General features: G+C 67.8%; 14 protein-coding genes. 9 read left to right on the forward strand and 5 right to left on the reverse strand.

Going from position 1 to position 20,781, the window contains the following annotated elements; translation table 11 throughout:
• From LG391_RS12700 to LG391_RS12720, 5 genes are all read left to right on the forward strand, one after another.
• On the forward strand, nt 1-1,884 hold the full coding sequence (locus tag LG391_RS12700; RefSeq protein WP_225768372.1) for an extracellular solute-binding protein: 1,884 nt from the start codon (nt 1-3) through the stop codon (nt 1,882-1,884).
• A gap of 10 nt (nt 1,885-1,894) precedes the next feature.
• The gene (locus tag LG391_RS12705; RefSeq protein WP_225768373.1) at nt 1,895-3,781 is read left to right on the forward strand and encodes an extracellular solute-binding protein; all 1,887 of its coding nucleotides are present in this window, start codon (nt 1,895-1,897) and stop codon (nt 3,779-3,781) included.
• Between the two features lie 58 nt (nt 3,782-3,839).
• Nucleotides 3,840-4,949 (forward strand): microcin C ABC transporter permease YejB, encoded by a 1,110-nt coding sequence (locus tag LG391_RS12710; RefSeq protein ID WP_225768374.1) that lies wholly within the window; start codon nt 3,840-3,842, stop codon nt 4,947-4,949.
• On the forward strand, nt 4,942-6,066 hold the full coding sequence (locus LG391_RS12715; RefSeq protein WP_225768375.1) for an ABC transporter permease: 1,125 nt from the start codon (nt 4,942-4,944) through the stop codon (nt 6,064-6,066). Before LG391_RS12710 ends, LG391_RS12715 begins: the two co-directional genes overlap by 8 nt.
• Nucleotides 6,067-6,208: 142 nt before the next feature.
• Entirely contained in the window at nt 6,209-7,855 is a 1,647-nt protein-coding gene (locus LG391_RS12720; protein WP_225768376.1) for an ABC transporter ATP-binding protein, read from the forward strand.
• A gap of 177 nt (nt 7,856-8,032) precedes the next feature.
• Here the strand turns inward: LG391_RS12720 and LG391_RS12725 are convergent, their stop codons facing one another.
• Entirely contained in the window at nt 8,033-9,817 is a 1,785-nt protein-coding gene (locus LG391_RS12725) for a radical SAM protein (RefSeq protein ID WP_225768377.1), read from the reverse strand.
• 123 nt (nt 9,818-9,940) lie between these two features.
• On the opposite strand from LG391_RS12725, the gene LG391_RS12730 reads away from it, so the two are divergent.
• The 3 genes from LG391_RS12730 (at nt 9,941) to LG391_RS12740 (ending at nt 14,993) form a co-directional block, all read left to right on the forward strand.
• Nucleotides 9,941-10,714, forward strand: coding sequence for a LamB/YcsF family protein (locus LG391_RS12730; RefSeq protein WP_225768378.1), 774 nt, complete (start codon nt 9,941-9,943; stop codon nt 10,712-10,714).
• 130 nt (nt 10,715-10,844) lie between these two features.
• Complete coding sequence (locus LG391_RS12735) at nt 10,845-11,876, forward strand: BMP family protein (protein WP_225768379.1); 1,032 nt, start codon at nt 10,845-10,847, stop codon at nt 11,874-11,876.
• A 276-nt stretch (nt 11,877-12,152) separates the two neighbouring features.
• Complete coding sequence (locus LG391_RS12740; protein WP_225768380.1) at nt 12,153-14,993, forward strand: endonuclease/exonuclease/phosphatase family protein; 2,841 nt, start codon at nt 12,153-12,155, stop codon at nt 14,991-14,993.
• A gap of 92 nt (nt 14,994-15,085) precedes the next feature.
• Here LG391_RS12740 and LG391_RS12745 read toward each other — a convergent pair whose 3' ends face one another.
• The 3 genes from LG391_RS12745 to LG391_RS12755 form a co-directional block, all read right to left on the reverse strand.
• Nucleotides 15,086-16,168, reverse strand: a complete 1,083-nt coding sequence (locus LG391_RS12745; RefSeq protein WP_225768381.1) for a RelA/SpoT domain-containing protein — start codon at nt 16,166-16,168, stop codon at nt 15,086-15,088.
• A 149-nt stretch (nt 16,169-16,317) separates the two neighbouring features.
• Nucleotides 16,318-17,577 carry an RNA polymerase sigma factor gene (locus LG391_RS34860; protein WP_304608463.1) on the reverse strand — a complete coding sequence of 420 codons (1,260 nt, stop codon included), beginning with the start codon at nt 17,575-17,577 and terminating at the stop codon, nt 16,318-16,320.
• The gene (locus LG391_RS12755; protein WP_225768382.1) at nt 17,574-17,933 is read right to left on the reverse strand and encodes a YciI family protein; all 360 of its coding nucleotides are present in this window, start codon (nt 17,931-17,933) and stop codon (nt 17,574-17,576) included. Before LG391_RS12755 ends, LG391_RS34860 begins: the two co-directional genes overlap by 4 nt.
• A 142-nt stretch (nt 17,934-18,075) precedes the next feature.
• On the opposite strand from LG391_RS12755, the gene dusB reads away from it, so the two are divergent.
• Nucleotides 18,076-19,092, forward strand: a complete 1,017-nt coding sequence (gene dusB, locus LG391_RS12760) for a tRNA dihydrouridine synthase DusB (RefSeq protein WP_225768383.1) — start codon at nt 18,076-18,078, stop codon at nt 19,090-19,092.
• A gap of 5 nt (nt 19,093-19,097) precedes the next feature.
• Here the strand turns inward: dusB and LG391_RS12765 are convergent, their stop codons facing one another.
• A complete protein-coding gene (locus LG391_RS12765; RefSeq protein ID WP_225768384.1) occupies nt 19,098-20,654 on the reverse strand; it encodes an MFS transporter in 1,557 nt (518 codons plus the stop codon).
• Between the last annotated feature and the right edge of the window lie 127 nt (nt 20,655-20,781).

The following is a 20,781-nucleotide window of genomic DNA, read 5'->3' on the forward strand; positions in this document are numbered from 1 at the left end:
ATGCTGACGCGACGTGAATTCGGCCGGATGGCCCTGGCGACGGGCTTCGCCGCCCCGCTTCTGGGCGGCGTTCCTGCCCTGGCGCGGCCCAAGCTGGCGGCAGGTGCGGGCAACCTGACGACGCTGAAGAGCTTCGCAGAGTTCGGCGACCCGGTCTATCCGGCGGATTTCACGCAGTTCAAATACGTCGATCCGGCGGCGCCGAAGGGCGGGACCATCCGCCTCGCCGCGATCGGGACCTTCGAGCGCCTGGACACCATCCGCGTCGGCGGCGACTGGGCCGCGGGCATCGGCAATACCATGAGCAGCCTGATGACCGGCTCGGGCGACGAGCTGTCCAGCTACTATCCGATGATCGCCGAAAGCGTCTCCGTCCCGGACGACCTGTCCCATGCCGTGTTCACCCTGGATCCCCGGGCGACATGGCAGGACGGCACCCCCATCCTGGCCGAGGATTTCGTCTTCGCCTTCGACTTCATCAAGGCGAATGCGCGCCCGCTGCTGAAGCAGTTCTGGGTCGATATCGAGAAGGCGACGCTGGTGTCGGAACGCCAGGTCCGCTTCGACTTCGCCACCCGGGACAATTGGCGGACCCTCGGCAAAGTCTGCGGTTTCGGCCCGATGCCGAAGCGGTGGTGGGAGGCGTCCGGCCGCGACATCGCCAAATCCTATGTCGAGCCGGTGCTGTCCGAGGGGCCGTATCGGATCACCAAGGTCGAGCCGGGTCGCGGCATCACCTATGAGCGCGTCGACGACTGGTGGGCGAAGGACCTGCCGGTCAATGTGGGCCAGAACAACGCCGATCGGATCTCTTACACCTATTATCGCGACCAGGACGTGATGTTCGAGGCGTTCATGGCCGGCGAATTCGACTTCTGGGCCGAGAACCAGGCCAAGCGCTGGGCCACGGAGTACGATCGGGACGTCGTCAAGTCGGGTCGGGTCCAGAAGCTGCTGCTGCCCGACAACACCCCCAGCGGCTTCGTCGGCTTCGTCTTCAACACGCGGCGCCCGATCTTCCAGGATATGCGGGTCCGGCAGGCGATCGCGCTGCTCTACGACTTCGAGTGGACGAACCGGAACGTCTTCTACAGCCAGTATGTCCGGGCGAAGAGCTATTTCCCGAATTCGGATTACGGTACCACGGATTTCCCGCTGCCGGAGGGTGAGGAGAAGGCGATCCTGGAGCGCTTCGGCGACCGGATCCCGGCAGAGATCTTCACCACCCCCTTCACGGTGTCCGAGACCGACGGGTCGGGCCAGATCCGGCCGCAGTTGCGCGAGGCCTGGCGCCTGCTCAAGGAGGCTGGCTGGGAGGTGCGGAACGGCACCCTGACCAATAGCGCGACCGGCCAGCCCTTCCGGTTCGAGTATCTGGATAATGACGACGGCCTGCAGCGGATGGTCCAGCCCTTCGTGGCCAATCTGGCGCGGGCGGGGATCAAGGCCGAGATCCGCATCGTCGACACGCCGCAATACCAGCGGCGCGTGCAGGATTTCGACTACGACATGATCTATATCGCGGCGAACTTCTTCCCGCCGCCCGGCCCGGAGATGGAGGGCTATTTCATGTCGACCACGGTCGACCAGCAGGACAGCGGCAACTGGGCCGGGATCAAGGACCCGGTCGTCGATGCGCTGGTCAAGGAGATCATCGCCGAGCATGAGGATCTCGACAGGATCAAGGCCACCACCCGGGCGCTCGACCGGGTGCTGCTGCGCGGCCACTACATCATCCCGTCCTACTATCTGAACAAGACTCGCCTCGCCTTCTGGGACAAGTTCGCTCGGCCAGAGACGCCGCCCTATTACGGCACAGGCTTCCCCGACGCGTGGTGGATCGATCCAGCGAAGGATGCGGCGTTGAAGCGCGGACAGGGATGAGGAGCCAGCGATGAGGGATCCGAGAGTCACCCGCCGGCAGTTCACGCTGGGCTCGATGCTCGCCGCGGCGGCCCAGGCCATGCCCTGGCCCCGCGCCTTCGCCCAGGCCGCCCCCGCCGTCCGGGCCGGATACAAGCCGCCGAGCCACTTCCTGTCGCTGCTGGGCCGCCCCGCCCAGTATCCCGCGAACTTCGCGCATTGGGATTATGTAAACCCGGATGCGCCCAGGGGCGGCCAGTTGATCCTCGGCACGCGCGGCACCTTCGACACGCTCAACGACTATTCGGCGCTCGGCACGGGGACCAGGGTCGTGATGGGCGCGCTGTACGAATCCCTGATCACCTCCAATCTCGACGAGCTCGCGGTCGAGTACGCCAATCTCGCCGAAAGCATCGAGGAGTCGGAGGACAAGCTCTCGCTGATCTGCCGGCTGCGGGACGGCCCGCATTTCCACGACGGCAAGCCGATCACCACGGACGACATCCTGTTCACTCACGAGACCTTCCGCGAAAAGGCGGCTCCCTATTTCAAGGCGACCTATTACGAGTATCTCGACCGGATCGACGTGCTGGACGACCGCACCGTCCGCTTCACCGCCAAGGATCTGTCGAATCCCGAACTGCTGATGGGCGTCGCCTCCCTGCCCATCCTGCCCAAGCACTGGTGGTCGACCCGCGACTTCAGCGCGCCGATCCTGGAGCCGATGCTGGGCAGCGGCCGGCGGCGCCTCAAGGCCGTCGACCCCGGCCGCTCCTTCACGCTGGAGCGCGTCGAGGACTACTGGGGAAAGGATCTGCCGCAGAATATCGGGACCGGGAACTTCGACCAGATCACCTATCAGTATTATCGCGACTTCAACGTCCTCTATGAGGCGCTGAAGGCGGGCGAGTTCGATTTCATGAGCATCACCTCGCCGCAGGAATGGACGACCGGCTTCAACAGCCTGCCGGCCTTGAAGACCGGTGCCTTCAAGAAGGAGGAGTTTCCGTCCCAGGCGCCGGAATCCTACGGGATGCTGATCTTCAACCTGCGCCGGCCGCTGTTCTCGGATGTGCGTGTCCGCCGCGCGCTCAACTACCTCTACGATTTCGAGACGACGCAGAAGACCAGCTATTACGGGCTCTATCAGCGGGCGCAGGGGCATTTCCCCAATACGGAGTTCATGTTCGAGGGCCTGCCCCAGGGCCGTGAGCTGGAGATCCTGGAGAAGTACCGGGGCCGAATCCCCGACGAGATCTTCACCACCGAATTTCGCCAGCCGACCACCGACGGCAACGGCAATATCCGGTCGAACATGCGGGCCGCCCTCGACCTGCTGAAGCAGGCGGGATGGGAGCTGCGCGACAACCGGCTGACCAACACCGCCACCGGCGACGTCGCCTCGATCGAGATGATCTTCTTCGATTCCGAGATGGAGAAGACGATCCTGCCGTTTACCCAGAACCTGCGGCGCGTCGGCATCCAGGCGACGCCCAGACTGCTGGACGTCCCGCAATTCCAGACCCGGATGCACGAGTTCGAGTTCGACATCCTGCCCGGCTTCATGCCGCCCGCCTATCCGCCCGGCGCGGAGCAGAAGTCCCGCTGGCATTCGCTCTATGCCGACCAAAAGGGCGGACTCAACATCCAGGGGACCCGCGACCCCGTCGTCGACGAGATGGTCGATTACCTGGTCGCCACGAACGAGTGGGATGAACGGGGGGCGGCCAGCAGGGCGTTCAACCGCTACATCACCTGGCAGTTCTATTCGATCATGCTGTATTACGATCCGGTCGACCGGATCGGGTACTGGGACATCTTCGGCAGGCCGGACAAGCGGCCCAAGATGAATCTCGGCTTCGCCACCTGGTGGTACAGCGAGCACAACCCGCAAGCCCTGAGGGGACGGCGCCGGTGATCATCAACCCTTGTTGTCATTCACCTCGACCCGCGTCGCCAGGGCGGGAGGCTGAGGCGTGCTAGCCTATATCATCCGGCGCCTGCTGCTGATCATCCCGACCCTGTTCGGGATCATGGTCATCAACTTCGTCATCGTGCAGTTCGCCCCCGGCGGTCCGGTCGAGCAGATGATCGCCCAGATCCAGGGCACCGCCACCGACGCGACCAGCCGGATCAGCGGCGGGGGCGGCGATTTCGGCCGCCCGGCGGACAATTCCCAGCTCGGCGGCAGCGCCGTCACCAGCAAGTATCGCGGCGCCCAGGGTCTGGACCCGCGCTTCATCGCCGAGATCGAGAAGCAGTTCGGCTTCGACAAGCCGCCGGTCGAGCGCTTCTGGCTGATGATCCGCGACTATCTGAGCTTCGATTTCGGGCGCAGCTACTTCAAGAGCGCACGGGTGGTCGACCTCGTGAAATCCAAGCTGCCGGTGTCGATCTCGCTGGGGCTGTGGACCACGCTGCTGGTCTATCTGATCTCGATCCCGCTCGGCATCCGCAAGGCGGTGCGCGACGGGTCGCGCTTCGACATCTGGACCTCCGGCGCCGTCGTCGTCGGCTATGCGATCCCCAGCTTCCTCTTCGCCATGCTGCTGATCGTGACCTTCGCCGGCGGCCGCTACTTCGCCTGGTTCCCGCTGCGCGGCCTGACGTCCGACGGCTGGGCCCTGATGCCCTGGTACCAGCAGATCCTGGACTATCTCTGGCACATGGTGCTGCCGATCACCGCCATGGTGATCAGCGGCTTCGCCACCCTGACCATGCTGACCAAGAACTCGTTCCTCGACGAGATCGGCAAGATGTACGTGCTGACCGCGCGGGCCAAGGGCCTGACCGAGCGGCGCGTGCTGTACGGCCATATCTTCCGCAATGCCATGCTGATCGTCATCGCCGGCTTCCCCAGCGCCTTCATCGGCGTGCTGTTCACCGGGTCGCTGTTCATCGAGGTGATCTTCTCGCTCGACGGGCTCGGCCTGCTCGGCTACGAGGCGGCGATCCAGCGCGACTATCCAGTGGTGTTCGCCACGCTCTACGTCTTCACCCTGCTCGGCCTGGTGATGAAGCTGGTGCAGGACGTGACCTACACCCTGATCGACCCGCGGATCGACTTCGAGGCCCGCAATGTCTGAGGCGGCTTTGCCCTCGGGCCGGGACTTCGCCCATCCACGCTTCCTCGGAGTCCGCATCCGGCCGATCACCGCGCGCCGCATCGCCAATTTCCGCGCCAACCGGCGCGGGCTGATCGCCCTCTGGCTGTTCCTGGCGGTGTTCCTGGTCACCCTGTTCGCCGAGTTCATCGCCAACGACCGGCCGCTGCTGGTCAAGTATGACGGCCACTACTACGTGCCGGTGCTGGCGACCTATCCGGAGACGGCGTTCGGCGGCGAGTTCGAGACCGAGGCGGATTACCGCGACCCCTTCGTGCGCGAGCTGATCAGCGCCAAGGGCTGGGCGGTCTGGCCGCTGATCCCCTTCTCCTACCGCACCATCAACTACGACCTCGACCAGCCCGCCCCCTCCCCGCCCTCGGCGGTGAACTGGCTCGGCACCGACGACCAGGGCCGCGACGTGCTGGCCCGGCTGATCTACGGCCTGCGCATCTCGATCCTGTTCGGCCTGACCCTGACCGCGATCGCGTCCGTCATCGGCGTCTTCGCCGGTGCCATCCAGGGCTACTTCGCCGGCTGGACCGACCTGATCTTCCAGCGGGTGATCGAGATCTGGTCCGGCATGCCGCAGCTGTACCTCCTGATCATCATGTCGTCCTTCTTCGTGCCGGGCTTCTGGACGCTCCTGTTCATCATGCTGCTGTTCGAGTGGATGAGCCTGGTCGGCGTGGTGCGGGCGGAGTTCCTGCGCGCCCGCAACCTGGACTATGTCCGCGCCGCCCGGGCGCTGGGCCAACCGGACCGGGTGATCATGTGGAAGCACGTGCTGCCCAACGCCGTGGTCGCCACCATCACCTTCCTGCCCTTCAACCTGACCGGCAGCATCGGCCTGCTGACCGGCCTCGACTTCCTCGGCCTCGGCCTGCCGCCAGGCTCGGCCTCGCTCGGCGAGCTGGTCAGCCAGGGCAAGGCCAACCTGCAGGCGCCGTGGCTCGGCTTCACCGCCTTCTTCTCGCTGGCCATCCTGCTCAGCCTCCTCGTCTTCATGGGCGAGGCGCTGCGCGATGCCTTCGACCCGCGCAAGACCGTGGCGGCCGGCCCCACCCCCGTCACCGACCCCAAGGCCCAGACGCCATGAACGCCCCCTTCAGGCTTTCAATCCCGTCATTGCGAGCGCAGCGAAGCAATCCAGGGCCGCACGCATTGGCCCCTGGATTGCTTCGTCGGCTGCGCCTCCTCGCAATGACGGTTTGGGACGGCCCTGCCGAAGAGGTTTCGCGATGAACGACACACCAGCCTCCGGCGAAAGGCTGCTCGAGATCCGCGACCTGGCGGTGGAGTTCCGGGTGCCCGGCGGCGCGGTGCCGGCGGTGAAGGGCGTGTCGCTGCATCTCGACCGCGGCGAGACCCTGGCGCTGGTCGGCGAGAGCGGATCCGGCAAGTCGGTCACCGCCCTGTCGGTGCTGCAGCTGCTGCCCTATCCCAGCGCCCGGCACCCGAGCGGCAGCATCCGCTATCGCGGGCAGGAGTTGCTGGGCGCGCCGGAGAAGGTGCTGCGCGAGGTCCGCGGCAACAAGATCGCCATGGTGTTCCAGGAGCCGATGACCTCCCTGAACCCGCTGCACACGATCGAGAAGCAGGTCGGCGAGGTGCTGTCGGTGCACAAGGGCATGGGTCGCGCCCAGTCCCGCGCCCGGGTGCTGGAGCTGCTGCGCCTGGTCGGCCTGCCGAACCCGGAGCAGCGGCTGAACGCCTATCCGCACGAGCTGTCCGGCGGCCAGCGCCAGCGGGTGATGATCGCCATGGCCCTGGCGAACGAGCCCGATATCCTGATCGCGGACGAGCCGACCACCGCGCTGGACGTTACCATCCAGGCCCAGATCCTGGAGCTGATGCAGAGCCTGCAGCGCCGCTTCGGCATGGCGCTCTTGCTGATCACCCACGACCTCGGCGTCGTCCGCAAGATGGCGGACCGGGTCTGCGTCATGAACAAGGGCGAGATCGTCGAGGCGGGCGGGACCGAGGCGGTGTTCACCGCGCCGCAGCACCCCTACACCCAGCGCCTGCTGGCCTCCGAGCCCAAGGGCACCCCGGCCCCCGCCCCGGCCGACGCCCGCACCGTGGTGGCGGCCCGCGAGATCAAGGTCTGGTTCCCGATCAAGGCCGGCGTGCTGCGCCGCACGGTCGACCATGTGAAGGCGGTGGACGGCATCGACGTCGCCGTGCGCGAGGGCCACACGGTCGGCGTGGTCGGCGAGAGCGGGTCGGGCAAGACCACGCTCGGCCTCGCCCTGCTGCGCCTGATCTCCAGCCAGGGGTCGATCCGCTACGGCGACAGGGAGCTGCAGGGCCTGCAGTTCCGCGACATGCGCCCGCTGCGGCGGGAGATGCAGGTGGTGTTCCAGGATCCCTACGGCTCGCTCAGCCCGCGCATGTCGGTGGCCGAGATCATCGAGGAAGGGCTGCAGGTGCACCGCATCGGCGGCTCCGCGGCGGAGCGCGAGCGGATGATCGTGGCGGCGCTGGAGGAGGTCGGCCTCGACCCCGCCAGCCGGCACCGCTATCCGCACGAATTCTCCGGCGGCCAGCGGCAGCGCATCGCCATCGCCCGGGCGATGGTGCTGAAGCCGAAATTCGTGGTGCTGGACGAGCCGACCTCGGCGCTGGACATGTCGGTCCAGGCCCAGATCGTCGACCTGCTGCGCGGGCTGCAGGAGAAGCACCGCCTGGCCTATCTGTTCATCAGCCACGACCTGAAGGTGGTGCGCGCCCTGTCGGACGAGGTGATCGTGATGAAGGCCGGCAAGGTGGTCGAGCACGGCTCGGCGACGCAGATCTTCGACGCGCCGCAGCACCCCTACACCCAGGCCCTGCTGAAGGCCGCGCTGGAGATCAAGACGGCGGACACGGCCGAGGTGGCGGTCTGATCCGTTCCGAATGGATGGATCGGCGCCGCCCCCTCACCCGAAATCGCTGACGCGATTTCGACCTCTCCCCAAGGAGAGGTGATAGGGCCGTGGCTCGTATTCCCCTCTCCTTGGGGAGAGGGAGGGGCCCGCCGCTCGCGGCGGGAGGGGGAGTCCCGATGGCGCCGTTAGGACCGATCACTCCGCCGCCGTGGCGCCCTGCGGCTGCGACGCCGGCTTGGTGTGCGCCCGGGCTGCGGCGGCGCGGGCGCCCTGGGTCACCGAGAACATCTCCAGCGTGTCCAGCTCCTCCTCGCTCACCGGTGTCAGCGCCAGGTCGCGATAGGCCTTGCGGTTCGGGTCGGCCTTGATCCGCCGGCGGACCTGGTTGAAGCGCCACCACAGCCGCGCCATGGTCCAGTGCTTGGCCACGGTCTCGCCGGCATAACGCAAATAGAAGGGCAAGGCGGGCTCGATCGGCAGGCCCGGACGGCGCTGGGTCCGCACCTTGCGGCGCAGATAGCCGCCCTCCAGCGGGTGCAGCCCCTCGACAGTGATGCAGGTGGTGAACCACAGCAGCAGGAACAGGATCTTGCCGACGCTGATCCCGGTCGCCGCCGCCCGGCGCATCACCGTCTCCATATGCTCGGGCGAGTAGTAGGTCTGCCAGGCCAGCCTGTAGGCCCGCTGCCACTCCTCGCGCGACATCAGCGCATGGCCGGTGGTGACGTGGTTCAGGTCGTAGCGGTTCAGGTCGGGGTCCATCGGGATGCCGGCCTGGAACAGGTTCTTGTGGTCCTCCGACCCCGGCAGCGGCGTCAGGAAGAAGAACTCCAGCAGGTCAACCGGCAGCTCGCGCTGGATGATGCCGATGTCGCGGACGATGCTCTCCGGCGTGTCGGTCGGGAAGCCCAGGATGTAGCCGGCATAGGTCATGGCGCCGACCGATTTCCAGGCCAGCAGCATCTTCCGGTACTCGGTGATCTTGTTCTGCCGCTTCTTGGCGCCGACCAGGCTGTCCGGGTTGATGTTCTCCAGCCCGATGAACACCCGGGTCACCCCCGCCCGGCCCGCCTTCTCGATGAAGTGCGGGATGCGGTGGCACATGGTGTCGACCTGGATGATCATGCGGAAGGACAGCTTCTCCCGCTCGCGCAGCTCGATCAGCCGGTCGAAGATCGGCTCCCAGTCCTTGTTGCGCGCGAAGTTGTCGTCGGTGATGAAGAAGCGGCTGATGCCGCTTTTCACGTTCTCGCGGATGATCCGCTCGACATCGTCGGGCGACCGGCGGCGCGACTTGCGGCCCTGGACGTTGATGATGGTGCAGAACGAGCACTGGAACGGGCAGCCGCGGCCGGCGTCGAAGCTGGTGTGCTGGCCGGCGGTGCGGCGCACCCGCGCGATCGGCAGCACCGGCATCGGCACGCCTTCGATGTTCGGCAGGTCGTCCATGAAGTTGTAGAGCGGCTTCAGCCGGTTGTTGAAGGCGTCGACCAGCACCTCGTCGAGCCGCCCTTCGGCCTCGCCGGCGAACATCGAGATGCCCAGCGCCTGCGCCTCCGCCACCTCGGGCTGCAGGCCGGGCAGCATGGCGATGGTGCCGGAGACGTGGAAGCCGCCGATGCCGACCTGGATCCCCGCCGCCCGCAGCGGCCGGGCAATGTCGACCGCCCGCGGGAACTGGTTGGACTGCACCCCGACCAGCGCCACCATCCCGGACCCGGCGCGCCGGATCCGGCGGATGATCGCGTCGGGCCGCACCCTTGTGTTGGTCTCGTCGATCGCGCTGATGGCGATGTCGACATCCGCGCCGAGGATCCGGCGCTCGGCGCAGTCGCGGGCCAGGCCGTACAGCACCGCCAGCGTGTTCGACGGGATCGCCGACCGCAGCCATTGGATGACATAGCCGTCGTCGTCGTAATGCGACGGCTTGATCAAGACGAGTTCGAACACCCGCCGCGCGCTCGTCCCCACCGCCATCATGGGCGTCCCCTGCTGGGTCGTGCTGATTCTGAATAGCACGAATGCGGGGGGCTGGGCGACGATTGCCGCGGCCGGCGGCGAAGTTCATACAGGAGTCATCAAGGCCGGTCCGGGGATGGAAACATGGCGAGCGTCGATCTGAACTGCGACATGGGCGAAGGCTTCGGCGCCTGGGAGATGGGCGACGACGCGGCGATGCTGGAGATCGTCACCTCCGCCAATGTCGCCTGCGGCTTCCATGCCGGCGACCCGATCGTGATGCGGCGCACCCTGACCCTGGCGCGCGACCGCGGCATCGGCGTCGGCGCCCATCCCGGCTATCTCGACCTGTGGGGCTTCGGCCGCCGGGTGATCAAGGGCGACACGCCGGAGGAGCTGGAGGCCCAGGTGGTCTACCAGATCGGCGCGCTGCAGGGCATCGCCAAGTCCGTCGGCCACCGCGTCACCCACGTCAAGGCGCATGGCGCGCTGAGCAATGTGGCGATGGTCGAGGACGCGGTGGCGCTGGCGATCGGCCGCGCCATCAAGTCGGTCGACCCGACCCTGGCCTATATGGTCCTGCCCGGCACGGCGCTGGAGCGCGCGGCGGTGGAGCTGGGCCTGCCGGTGGTGCGCGAGGTCTTCGCCGACCGCACCTATGAGGACGACGCCACCCTGACCTCGCGCAAGATCGCCGGATCGGTGATCCACGATCCCGAGGTCGCGGCCGAGCGGGTGCTGCGCATGGTCGAGGAGCAGGCGGTCACCAGCCGCAGCGGCAAACGCATCCCGGTGCCGGTCGACACGGTCTGCGTCCATGGCGACACGCCGGGCGCGGTCGGCATCGCCCGCCGCATCCGCGAACGGCTCGAACAGGCCGGCATCCGCCTGGTGGCGCTGAAGGACCGGCCGGCCTGATCCGGCGGAATCGTTGGGAATTGGCCGCAAAAGCATGGCAGACGAGCGCTGCGGAACGCGCTCTTGTAACCGAAGCTTAACACGTCCATCTCCGGGACCACGCCGCCCCTGCCGTCCGGAGACGGAAACCATGACTCTCGACCGCCGCCGCCTTCTTGCCGGCATCAGCCTGGCCGTGGCCGGCCTGTCCGTGATGGCCGCCGCCGATCCCGACGGGGTGTTGCGCGGCGGCGGCAACGAGGAGGCGCCGGTCAAGCCAGGCGTCGTCTACGCGCTGGGCGACAAGCGGGACGGCGGCTTCAACGAAGGCGCGATGCACGCGCTGGAGTTCTTCCGCAACGAGACCGGCGAGGCCTATCTCGAGGCCGAACTGCAATCGGTCGACGGCTTCGCCGGGGCGGTGGACGGCATGGTGCGGCAGGGCGCCAACCTGATCATCGCCGTCGGCTTCTACTATGCCGATGCGGTGAAGGCGTGCGCCGCGGCCCATCAGGACATCCGCTTCGTCCTGGTCGACGGCGTCGCCGACGGGCCGAACATCCGGTCGATCGTGTTCCGCGAGCAGGAGGGCGCCTATCTGGTCGGCGTGCTGGCCGCCCTGGCCTCGAAGACCGGCACGATCGGCTTCGTCGGCGCCGCCGACATCCCGCTGATGCAGAAATTCGCCGCCGGCTACGCCGCCGGGGCCCGGGCGACGCGGCCGGAGACCGCCACCCTGGTCGACTATATCGGCACCGACGCCGCCGCCTTCCGCGACCGGGACCGGGCGGCCGCGGTCGCGCGCGGCCTGATCGGGCGCGGCGCCGACGTCCTCTTCGCCGTCGCCGGCGAGGCCAATCTCGGCGTGTTCCAGGCGGCGCGGGAGGGGGAGAAGCTCGCGATCGGCGTCGACAGCAACCAGAACGGCGCGGTGCCCGGCACCATCCTGACCTCGATGCTGAAGCGGGTCGACATCGCCGTGCTGCGGTCGCTGGACGACATGCGGGCCGGCACCTGGAAGGCCGGCCTGGTGACGCTGGGCGTGCGCGAGCACGCGGTCGGCTGGGCGATCGACCAGAACAACCGGCCGCTGGTCACCCCGGAGATGGAGGAAGCGGTCGAGACCGCCCGCCGCGCCATCGCCGACGGCAGCATCACGGTGGCCGACCCGACGGGGCATTGAGTCCCGAACCATAGAATTGATCTAAATTCTATTGTCATTGCCGGGGCTTGACCCGGCAATCCAGAGGGTCTCGACAGTCTCCGGATGCCCGGGTCAAGCCCGGGCATGACAACGGGAAATTGAGCCATCTTCAGAAAATCGCCTTATGGCTGTCTTTTCTACCGAGACGACCGCTTCCGCTATCGGAGTCATGCGAATGCAACCGAAGCCCCTTAGAGGTGTTTCGGGAGCGGCAAGGGATTCGGCCCTTGCCGATGAAGAAGGGGGGACTTCGTCATGGCCGATCCGTTGCTCAACGAGTTCGTCGCCAACCATGTCGGCACCGACAGCTCGGAATATATCGAGATCAAGGGCGACGCCCTGGCCGACTACAGCGGCTGGACCCTGGTGCAGATCGAGGGCGATGCCGGCGGCACCGGCCGCATCATCTCCGCCACCGAGATCGGCAGCACCGACGCGGACGGATACTGGAGCAGCGGCTTCCAGTCGAACCTGCTGCAGAACGGCAGCGGCACCCTGCTGCTGGTGGAGAACTACAGCGGCACGATCGGCCAGGATCTCGACACCAATGACGACGGCGTGCTCGACGCCTCGCCCTGGGGCCGGATCGGCGACGGCGTCGCGATCGACGACGGCGGCAGCGGCGACCGCTTCTACAGCAGCACGGTGCTGACGCCGAGCTTCGACGGCGCCGGCCTCACCGTCGGCGGCGCCTCGCGCCTGCCCGACGGCGCCGACACCGACAGCCCATCGGACTGGACCCGCAACGATTTCGACCTGGCCGGCCTGCCGGGCCAGGCCGGCACCCCCGCCCCCGGCGAGGCGCTGAACACCCCGGACGCCGAGAACGCGCCGGTGCCCGTCGACGAGCCGGACTTCCACGCGATCTACGAGATCCAGGGCGCCGGCCACCGCTCCGAATTCGAGGGCGACCGGGTGGCGACGCAGGGCGTGGTCACCGCCATCGCCGCCGACGGCTTCTACATCCAGGACGCGCAGGGCGACGGCAACACCGACACCTCGGACGCGGTCTTCGTGTACACCGGCAGCGGCAACGTGCCGGCCGAGGTCCAGCTCGGCGTCAGCCTCGACGTCACCGGCACGGTCACCGAATACAAGCCGGGCGGCGCCTCGACCCACAACCTGACGGTCACCCAGATCACCGGCGCCGACATCGAGGTCTCGGCCGTGCAGCAGACCGTGCCGGTCGCGGTCAGCGTCGGCGCCGGCGGCTACGCCCCGCCGACCGAGACGATCGACGATGACGGCCGCACCGTCTACGACCCCGGCCATGACGGCGTCGACTACTGGGAGAGCCTGGAAGGCATGCTGGTCGACATCCCGGCCCCGGTGGTGATCGGCGCGACCAACAATTTCGGCGAGGCCTATGTCCTGGCCGACAACGGCGACCACGCCACCGGCACCCGCAGCGGCGCCGGCGGCCTGTTGATCTCCGAGACCGACCAGCAGCCGGAGCGGATCCAGATCGACGACGACCTGCTGGGCAGCTTCATGCCGGACTTCAATACCGGCGCCAAGCTGGGCGATATCACCGGCGTCGTCAGCTACAATTTCGGCTGGTACGAGGTCCAGGCGACCCGGGCGGTCACGGTCGAATCCCCCGGCACGCTGACGCCGGAGACGACGGCGCTGGCCGGCGACCGCGACCACCTGACCGTCGGCTCGATCAACCTCGAGAATCTCGACCCCAAGGTCGAGGACGTGAACCTGGTCGAAGACCAGGACCCGGACAATGTCGACGACGACATCGGCAGCGGCAAGTTCGACCGGCTGGCCGAGCAGATCGTCGGCAACATGGGCTCGCCGGACATCGTCGCCCTGCAGGAGGTGCAGGACAGCGACGGCGCCGAGATCACCGGCGTCACCTCGGCCGCCGAAACGGCGCGGGTGCTGATCGAGGCCATCGTCGCGAATGGCGGCCCGCGCTACGAATATGTCGACGTGGCGCCGGCGGACGGCACCTCGGGCGGCCAGCCCGGCGGCAACATCCGGGTCGGCTACCTGTACAACCCGGACCGGGTCGACCTGGTCGAAGGCTCGGTCAAGGCGCTGACCGACCCCGACCTGTCGGACGGCGACGCCTTCGCCGCCAGCCGCCTGCCGCTGGCCGCCGACTTCGTCTTCAACGGCGAGACGGTGACGCTGGTGAACAACCACTTCACCTCGAAGAGCGGCAGCTCGCCGACCTACGGCGAGGACTTCCCGCCGCTGAACCGCGGCGAGGACCAGCGCGAGGCCCAGGCGGCGATCGTCAACGCCTATGTCGACGGCCGGCTGGCCTCCGATCCCGACGCCAAGGTGATGGTGGTCGGCGACCTCAACGAGTTCTCATGGAACGACCCGCTGAAGGTGCTGCGCGGCGACACCGACGGCAGCCACGTGCTGAAGGACCTGGCCGACGAGCTGCTGTCGCCGCAGGAGCGCTGGAGCTACGTGTTCGAGGGCGCGAGCCAGGAGCTCGACCACATGCTGGCGACCGACGGCGTGTACAGGTCGGGGCTGGAGTTCGACATCGTCCACACCAATGCCGGCTTCGCCGACCAGGTCAGCGATCACGATCCATCGGTGGCGCGACTGCACATCCCGGCCGAAGGCACGCCGGAGAACCCGAACATCATCGTCGCCGACACGCCGACCTTCTTCTTCAACTTCGCTATCGTGAAGGGCACCGGGGAGTTCGACGAGGTCCGCGCCTCGGTCAACGTCAAGGCGAACGACGCGGTCGAGCGCATCGTGCTGCAGGGCGACCGCGACCTGATCGTCTGGGCCGGCGACACCGACACCCAGATCATCGGCAACAGCGGAGACAACACGCTCTATGGCGGCTCCGGCAGCGACCGCATCGCCGGCAGCGGCGGGAACGGCCGGCTGATCGGGGGCCGGGGCGCCGACGGCTTCGCCTTCGGCCATGGCGACGGCCGCGACGTGATCGCCGATTTCGACGTCCGCCAGGACAAGCTGCTGATCGCCGACGGCGCCGACGTCACGGTCCGGGCCGGGCTGCTGAGCACGGTGGTCGAGCTCGACGACGGCACCCGCGTCACCCTGCTCGGCGTCCGCCCGGACCAGATCGAGCATGCGGACTGGATGGTGTGAGGCGGTAGGCTCGTTCGGTTGCCGATCAGGGGAATCATAACCCCCTGATCGGTGATTCAAACAACCGAAACCGAGCAGAGCTATCGACGTTCTCAGGTCTGGACGGAGTTGATTTCAGCGGGGACAGGATCGGGAAACTCTGACCTAAGTACGCGCTCAACGAGCTTTGAAAATAGCGCCGTATCAAGAAAATAGTTCGGGTACGCGCGCTTCAAAGCATTGATATCCGCCACGGACACGAGGACCACTTGCTGCCTGGAATCGTCCGCAATCTGACTCTCTAGATCCGTATAAACCCGGTTGGCTTCGGCAGACTCTTTGGCTTTATACCGTCGGACCGTCACTCTCCCAGCCTCCGGATCGAGCTGAACAATAAAATATTTGGCATCTTTTGAAGAGCCAAGGGTATCCAATGTAGTATTGTAAGCTCGAAGCATCTCGCGTGCTCGGAGTTTGGCCGCCAGTCGTTTCAATTCGGCAACCAGTTCCGACTTTTTTGTAGGAGTATCAGGCACACATGGAGTTCCCTCTATGGCTGCGATTGCCGAGCTCATAAGAGCAAAAAAGCGTAACCAATCTTCATCTCCCTGATTGGATTTTAATGCCTGACGTGTGAATATACCGACAGCTTCAACGGCCGTAGCCCAAGAATGCTGAAGCTGAGTTCGGATTTGAATTTCTACACGAAGCCCATCGTAAACTTTTGTCTGTTGAGTACCGACATATTCGTAAACCAAATGAAATGATCGATAACCATCCACTTTTGGCGATACTATGTAGTCCTTCTCATTTCGGAATTTATGGTCAAATTTCCCACTCTTGTAGGCATCTACCAATTTATAGACATTCTGCAGTCGAACGAACACGGCTCGGCAGCCTGCGATATCCTGCATTTGCGTCATTCGCATGGTGAGCTTAGAAGCTAGCTTCCGATGTATGGAATCTAGTCGCTTGGCTCGTTGAGCGATGACGACGTCAGATTCGATCTTGCGAGCACGATGACGAAGCGTGATCTGAAAGGTATTCAACGGATAAGCATGAGCAGCGCGCCAATTATTGATCACCTTCAGAGCATCGAAACCCTCGTCGGTGACAACCGGGAACTCCATTTTACCGAGCGCCTTGCCAGCGGCATTCACTATCTCGGGTTTGTACTCCGGCACTGCCCAGGCCACTTCCTATCCCCTTGTCAATGGACCACTCGCTACCCCATTGAGCTGCGGGTGGATGCGGCAGGTATATCACGCGAACTGCGTTAGGGAGGGGTTCGCTGCAGAGGCGGATAACGGAAATGGCTCCGTAGCCGTGGATTGGCGAACCTGATCTACAGCCGCTCCCCCTCCCCCAACCCCTCCAGCCGCCGCAACAGAAATCTCCGCTCCGACTCCTGCTGCGTCAGGTCGAGCGCCCGCTCATAAGCCGCGCGGGCCTCTGCCCTCCGCCCCAGCCGCCGCAGCAAATCCGCCCGGGCGGCGTGGGCCAGACGGTAGCCGCCGAGATGGCCATGCGCCAGGATCGCGTCGATCAGCGCCAGCCCCGCCGCCGGGCCGTCGCGCATCGCCACCGCCACCGCCCGGTTCAGCGCCACCACCGGCGACGGGTCGGCCTGCTGCAGCAGGTCGTAGAGCGCGACGATCTCGGCCCAGTCGGTCGCCGCAGCGTCGGGCGCCTCGGAATGCACCGCCGCGATCGCCGCCTGCAGGGCATAGGCCCCCACCTCCGGCCCCGCCAGCGCCCGCCGCACCAGCGCCGTGCCCTCGGCGATCAGGCCGCGGTCCCACAGGCGGCGGTCCTGGTCGGCCAGCAGCACCAGGTCGCCGGTCGGGGAGCTGCGGGCGGCGCGGCGGGAATCCTGCAGCAGCATCAGGGCCAGGAGGCCGATCGCCTCCGGCTCCGGCAGCAGCTCGACCAGGAGGCGGCCCAGGCGGATCGCCTCGCCCGACAGGTCGGGCCGGGTCAGGTCGGCGCCGGAGGACGCCAGGTAGCCCTCGTTGAAGACGAGATAGATCACCTGCAGCACGCTGTCCAACCGGTCCGGCAGCTCGGTCTTCGGCGGCACCTGGTAGGGGATGCCGGCGTCGCGGATCTTCGCCTTGGCCCGGACGATGCGCTGCGCCACCGTGGTCGGCGCGGCCAGGAAGGCGTGGGCGATCTCCTCCGTCGTCAGGCCGCACATCTCGCGCAGGGTCAGCGCCAGCCGGGCCTCGGGCGCCAGGGCCGGATGGCAGCAGGTGAAAACCAGCCGCAGCCGGTCGTCCTCGATCTCCTCGGCCTCGTGCTCATGCGGGTCCTCGGCCTCCTCCAGATGCTTGGCCAGCTCGGCCCGCGCCGCGTCGAGGCGGGTGCCGCGGCGCAGCCCGTCGATCGCCTTGAACCGGCCGGAGGAGACCAGCCAGGCCCGGGGATTGGCCGGCACGCCGTCGCGCGGCCACTGCTCCGCCGCCGCGCGGAAGGCGTCGTGCAGCGCCTCCTCGGCCAAGGTGAAGTCGCCGAGCAGGCGGATCAGCGTGGCCAGCACCCGGCGCGACTCCGTCCGGTAGACCGCCTCGATCCTCCGCTGCATCGCCCGGGCCGGATCGGTCATCTGCCGCCGCAATGCTCCCACACCGGCCGCACCTCGATGCTGCCCATCCGCGCCATCGGGATGTTGGCGGCAAGCTGCAGCGCCTCGTTCAGGTCCCGCGCCTCGATCATGATGAAGCCGGACAGGAACTCCTTGGTCTCGGCGAAGGGCCCGTCGCTGGTGATGACCCGGCCGCCGCGGATCCTGAGCGTGGTGGCGGCGCTGGTCGGCTGCAGCGCCTGGGCGGCGACGAACTGGCCGCGGCGGCGCATCTCCTCGTCATTGGCCATGGATTCGCGGATCAGCGCGTCGAGCTCGCCGGGCGCCATGGCGTCCAGGGTCCGCTGCTCCATATAGACCAGGCAGAGATACTTCATGGCGGGTCCTCCCGGCTCTCGAGTGTGGATGCAGGCTGGTCGTTCCGGGAAGCGCGAAATCGACATCGGCCGACGCGGCCCGGCCGGCAGGGTTGCGGCCGCGGCGGTTTACGCCGGGCCGCCGCAGGCCTAGATAAGCGCCATGCCCGAAGCCCTGACCATCGGTTCCGTCACCGTGCCCGGACGGGTCTGGATCGCCCCGATGACCGGGGTGTCCGACCTGCCGTTCCGCCGCGCCGCGTCGCGGCTGGGGGCGGCCTATGTCTCGACCGAGATGGTGGCCTGCGCCGAATTCGCCCGCGGCCGGCCCGACGTGGTGCGCCGCGCCGCGGTCGGCGACGGGCTGCCGCTGATGGTGGTGCAGCTGATCGGCCACGACCCCGCCGCCGTGGCCGAAGGCGCCCGGTTGGCTGCGGCCGCCGGGGCGCAGATCATCGACCTGAATTTCGGCTGCCCGGCGCGCGAGGTCACCGGGGTTCAGTCCGGCTCCGCCATGATGCGCGACCCGGATCGGGCCGAGCGGCTGGTGGCGGCCGCGTCCGACGCCGTCGACGTCCCGGTCACGGTCAAGATCCGGCTGGGCTGGGACGACGCGAGCCGCAACGCGCCGGACTTCGCCCGCCGCTGCGTCGCCGCCGGCGCCCGGGCGGTGACGGTGCACGGCCGCACCCGCTGCCAGTTCTACAAGGGCACGGCCGACTGGGGCGCGGTGCGCGCGGTGAAGCAGGCGGTCGACGTGCCGGTGATCGTCAACGGCGACATCGTCGACGGCGCCACCGCGCGGGAGGCGCTGGCACTGTCCGGCGCCGACGGCGTCATGGTCGGCCGCGGCGTCACCGGCAAGCCCTGGATCGCCGCCGCGATCGAGGCCGCGCTGGACCGGCCCGAGGCCGAAAGCGCCGCCGAACCCGGCCCCGAGGACCGGCTGGCCGTCGCCCTGCAGCATTTCCGCGAGACGCTTTCCTTCTACGGCGATCCTCACGGGCTGCGCGTGTTCCGCAAGCATCTGGCCGCCTATATCGACGCCGCGCCCTGGCCGGCCGCCGCCGACGACCGGCGCGAGGCCCGCCGCGTGCTGTGCCAGACCGAGTCCCCGGCCGAGGTCGAGGCCGGCCTGGCCGCGCTGTGGACCGGCCGGGCGCAGCGTCTGGCGGCCTGACACCCTCACTCGGTGGCGTGGGCTTCGGCGCCCCGCCGGGGCGGCCCCAGCACCGTCGCGGCCAGCACCGCGGCGGCGACCGCGATGCCGGCGCTGACCAGGGCCGCCAGGCCGAAGGCGTGGGTGAAGGCGCCGCGCGCCGCATCGGCCAGGGCCCGGCCGGTCTCGTCCGGCAGCTCCCGCGCCGCCGCCAGCGCGCCACCCAGCGTCGCCCGGGCCGCTTCCGCCGCCTCCGGCGGCACCCCGGCCGGGACGCCGTCGGCCATCACGCCGCGATACAAAGCGGTGGCGATGCAGCCCAGCACGGCGATGCCCAGCGCCCCGCCGAACTCGGCCCCGGTCTCGGAGATCGCGGCGGCCGACCCTGCCCGCTCCGGCGGCGCGGCGCCGACGATCAGGTCGGTGGTCAGGGTGAACACCGGCGACAGCCCGGTGGCGAAGACCACCGCGGCGCCGGCCAGCAGCGCCGGGCTCGAGACATGGTCGACCAGCGTCAGCGCCAGGAATCCCGCCGCCGCGACCATCAGCCCGCCGGCCATCAGCACCACCGGCCGGGTCCGGCGCAGCGCCATCGGGGTCAGCATCGACCCGGCGACGAAGGCCAGCGACGAGGGCAGCGTCCACAGCCCGGCCTCCAGCGGCGACAGCCCCAGCACCAGCTGCAGGTACTGCGCCACGAACAGGAAGGTGCCGAAGACCGCGAACAGGCCCAGCACATTCACCGCCAGCGCCGCGCCGAAGGCCGGCGACCGGAACAGGCGCAGGTCGATCAGCGGGTCGTCCAGCCGGGCCTGCCGGCGGATGAACACGGTGCCGACGGCCAGGCCGGCCAGGATCCACAGCAGCGGCGGCCAGCCGGGCCCGTGCTCGGCCAGCATCTTGACGCCATAGATCGCGGCCAGCACCGCCACCAGCGACAGCACGGCGCTGGCCAGGTCCAGCCGGCCGGCCTGCGGGTCGCGGTATTCCGGCAGCAGGATCGGGGCGACGATCAGCAGCAGCACCATCACCGGCACCGCCAGCAGGAACACCGAGCCCCACCAGAAATGCTGCAGCATCACGCCGCCCAGCAGCGGCCCGATCGCGCCGCCGACGGAGTAGCTGGTGATCCAGACGCTGATGGCGAAGGTGCGCTGCTGCGGGTCGTGGAACATGTTCCGGATCAGCGACAGGGTCGACGGCGCCACGGTGGCCCCGGCGACGCCCAGCAGCGCCCGGGCGGCGATCAGCGTCTCGGCCGTGTTGGCGAAGGCGGCCAGCAGCGAGGCCAGGCCGAACACCGCGGCGCCGATCATCAGCAGCCTGCGCCGGCCGATGCGGTCGCCCAGCGTGCCCATGGTGATCAGCGATCCCGCCACCAGGAAGCCGTAGATGTCGACGATCCACAGCAGCTGCGCCGCGCTGGGCCGGAGGTCGGCGGTCAGCGTCGGCACCGCCAGGTTCAGCACCGTCAGGTCCATCGAATACAGCAGGCAGGGCAGCGCGATCACGGCCAGGCCGATCCATTCGCGGCGCGTCGCCCGCGGGCCGGGGGCGAGCGTCTCGGGCGTGTCCTCCGGCATGGTTGGATAAACCTTTTGGTTAACCAATTGATGCCTGGATACGAGCCGCCGCCGGGGGCTGTCAAGCGCGCGGCGGTTCCGCTTGACTCTATGTTCCTGATTTGTTCTAATCCGGGGATGGTCGATG

The sequence above is a fragment of the Inquilinus sp. Marseille-Q2685 genome (assembly GCF_916619195.1).
Taxonomy (GTDB): domain Bacteria; phylum Pseudomonadota; class Alphaproteobacteria; order DSM-16000; family Inquilinaceae; genus Inquilinus.

Excerpts from the sequence above, each read along its gene's own strand:
- LG391_RS12700 (WP_225768372.1), top strand. The coding sequence starts at position 1 with ATGCTGACGCGACGTGAATTCGGCCGGATGGCCCTGGCGACGGGCTTC.
- LG391_RS12705 (WP_225768373.1), top strand. The coding sequence starts at position 1,895 with ATGAGGGATCCGAGAGTCACCCGCCGGCAGTTCACGCTGGGCTCGATG.
- LG391_RS12715 (WP_225768375.1), top strand. The coding sequence starts at position 4,942 with ATGTCTGAGGCGGCTTTGCCCTCGGGCCGGGACTTCGCCCATCCACGC.
- LG391_RS12720 (WP_225768376.1), top strand. The coding sequence starts at position 6,209 with ATGAACGACACACCAGCCTCCGGCGAAAGGCTGCTCGAGATCCGCGAC.
- LG391_RS12725 (WP_225768377.1), bottom strand. The coding sequence starts at position 9,817 with ATGATGGCGGTGGGGACGAGCGCGCGGCGGGTGTTCGAACTCGTCTTG.
- LG391_RS12730 (WP_225768378.1), top strand. The coding sequence starts at position 9,941 with ATGGCGAGCGTCGATCTGAACTGCGACATGGGCGAAGGCTTCGGCGCC.
- LG391_RS12735 (WP_225768379.1), top strand. The coding sequence starts at position 10,845 with ATGACTCTCGACCGCCGCCGCCTTCTTGCCGGCATCAGCCTGGCCGTG.
- LG391_RS12740 (WP_225768380.1), top strand. The coding sequence starts at position 12,153 with ATGGCCGATCCGTTGCTCAACGAGTTCGTCGCCAACCATGTCGGCACC.
- LG391_RS34860 (WP_304608463.1), bottom strand. The coding sequence starts at position 17,577 with ATGACCGATCCGGCCCGGGCGATGCAGCGGAGGATCGAGGCGGTCTAC.
- LG391_RS12755 (WP_225768382.1), bottom strand. The coding sequence starts at position 17,933 with ATGAAGTATCTCTGCCTGGTCTATATGGAGCAGCGGACCCTGGACGCC.
- dusB (WP_225768383.1), top strand. The coding sequence starts at position 18,076 with ATGCCCGAAGCCCTGACCATCGGTTCCGTCACCGTGCCCGGACGGGTC.
- LG391_RS12765 (WP_225768384.1), bottom strand. The coding sequence starts at position 20,654 with ATGCCGGAGGACACGCCCGAGACGCTCGCCCCCGGCCCGCGGGCGACG.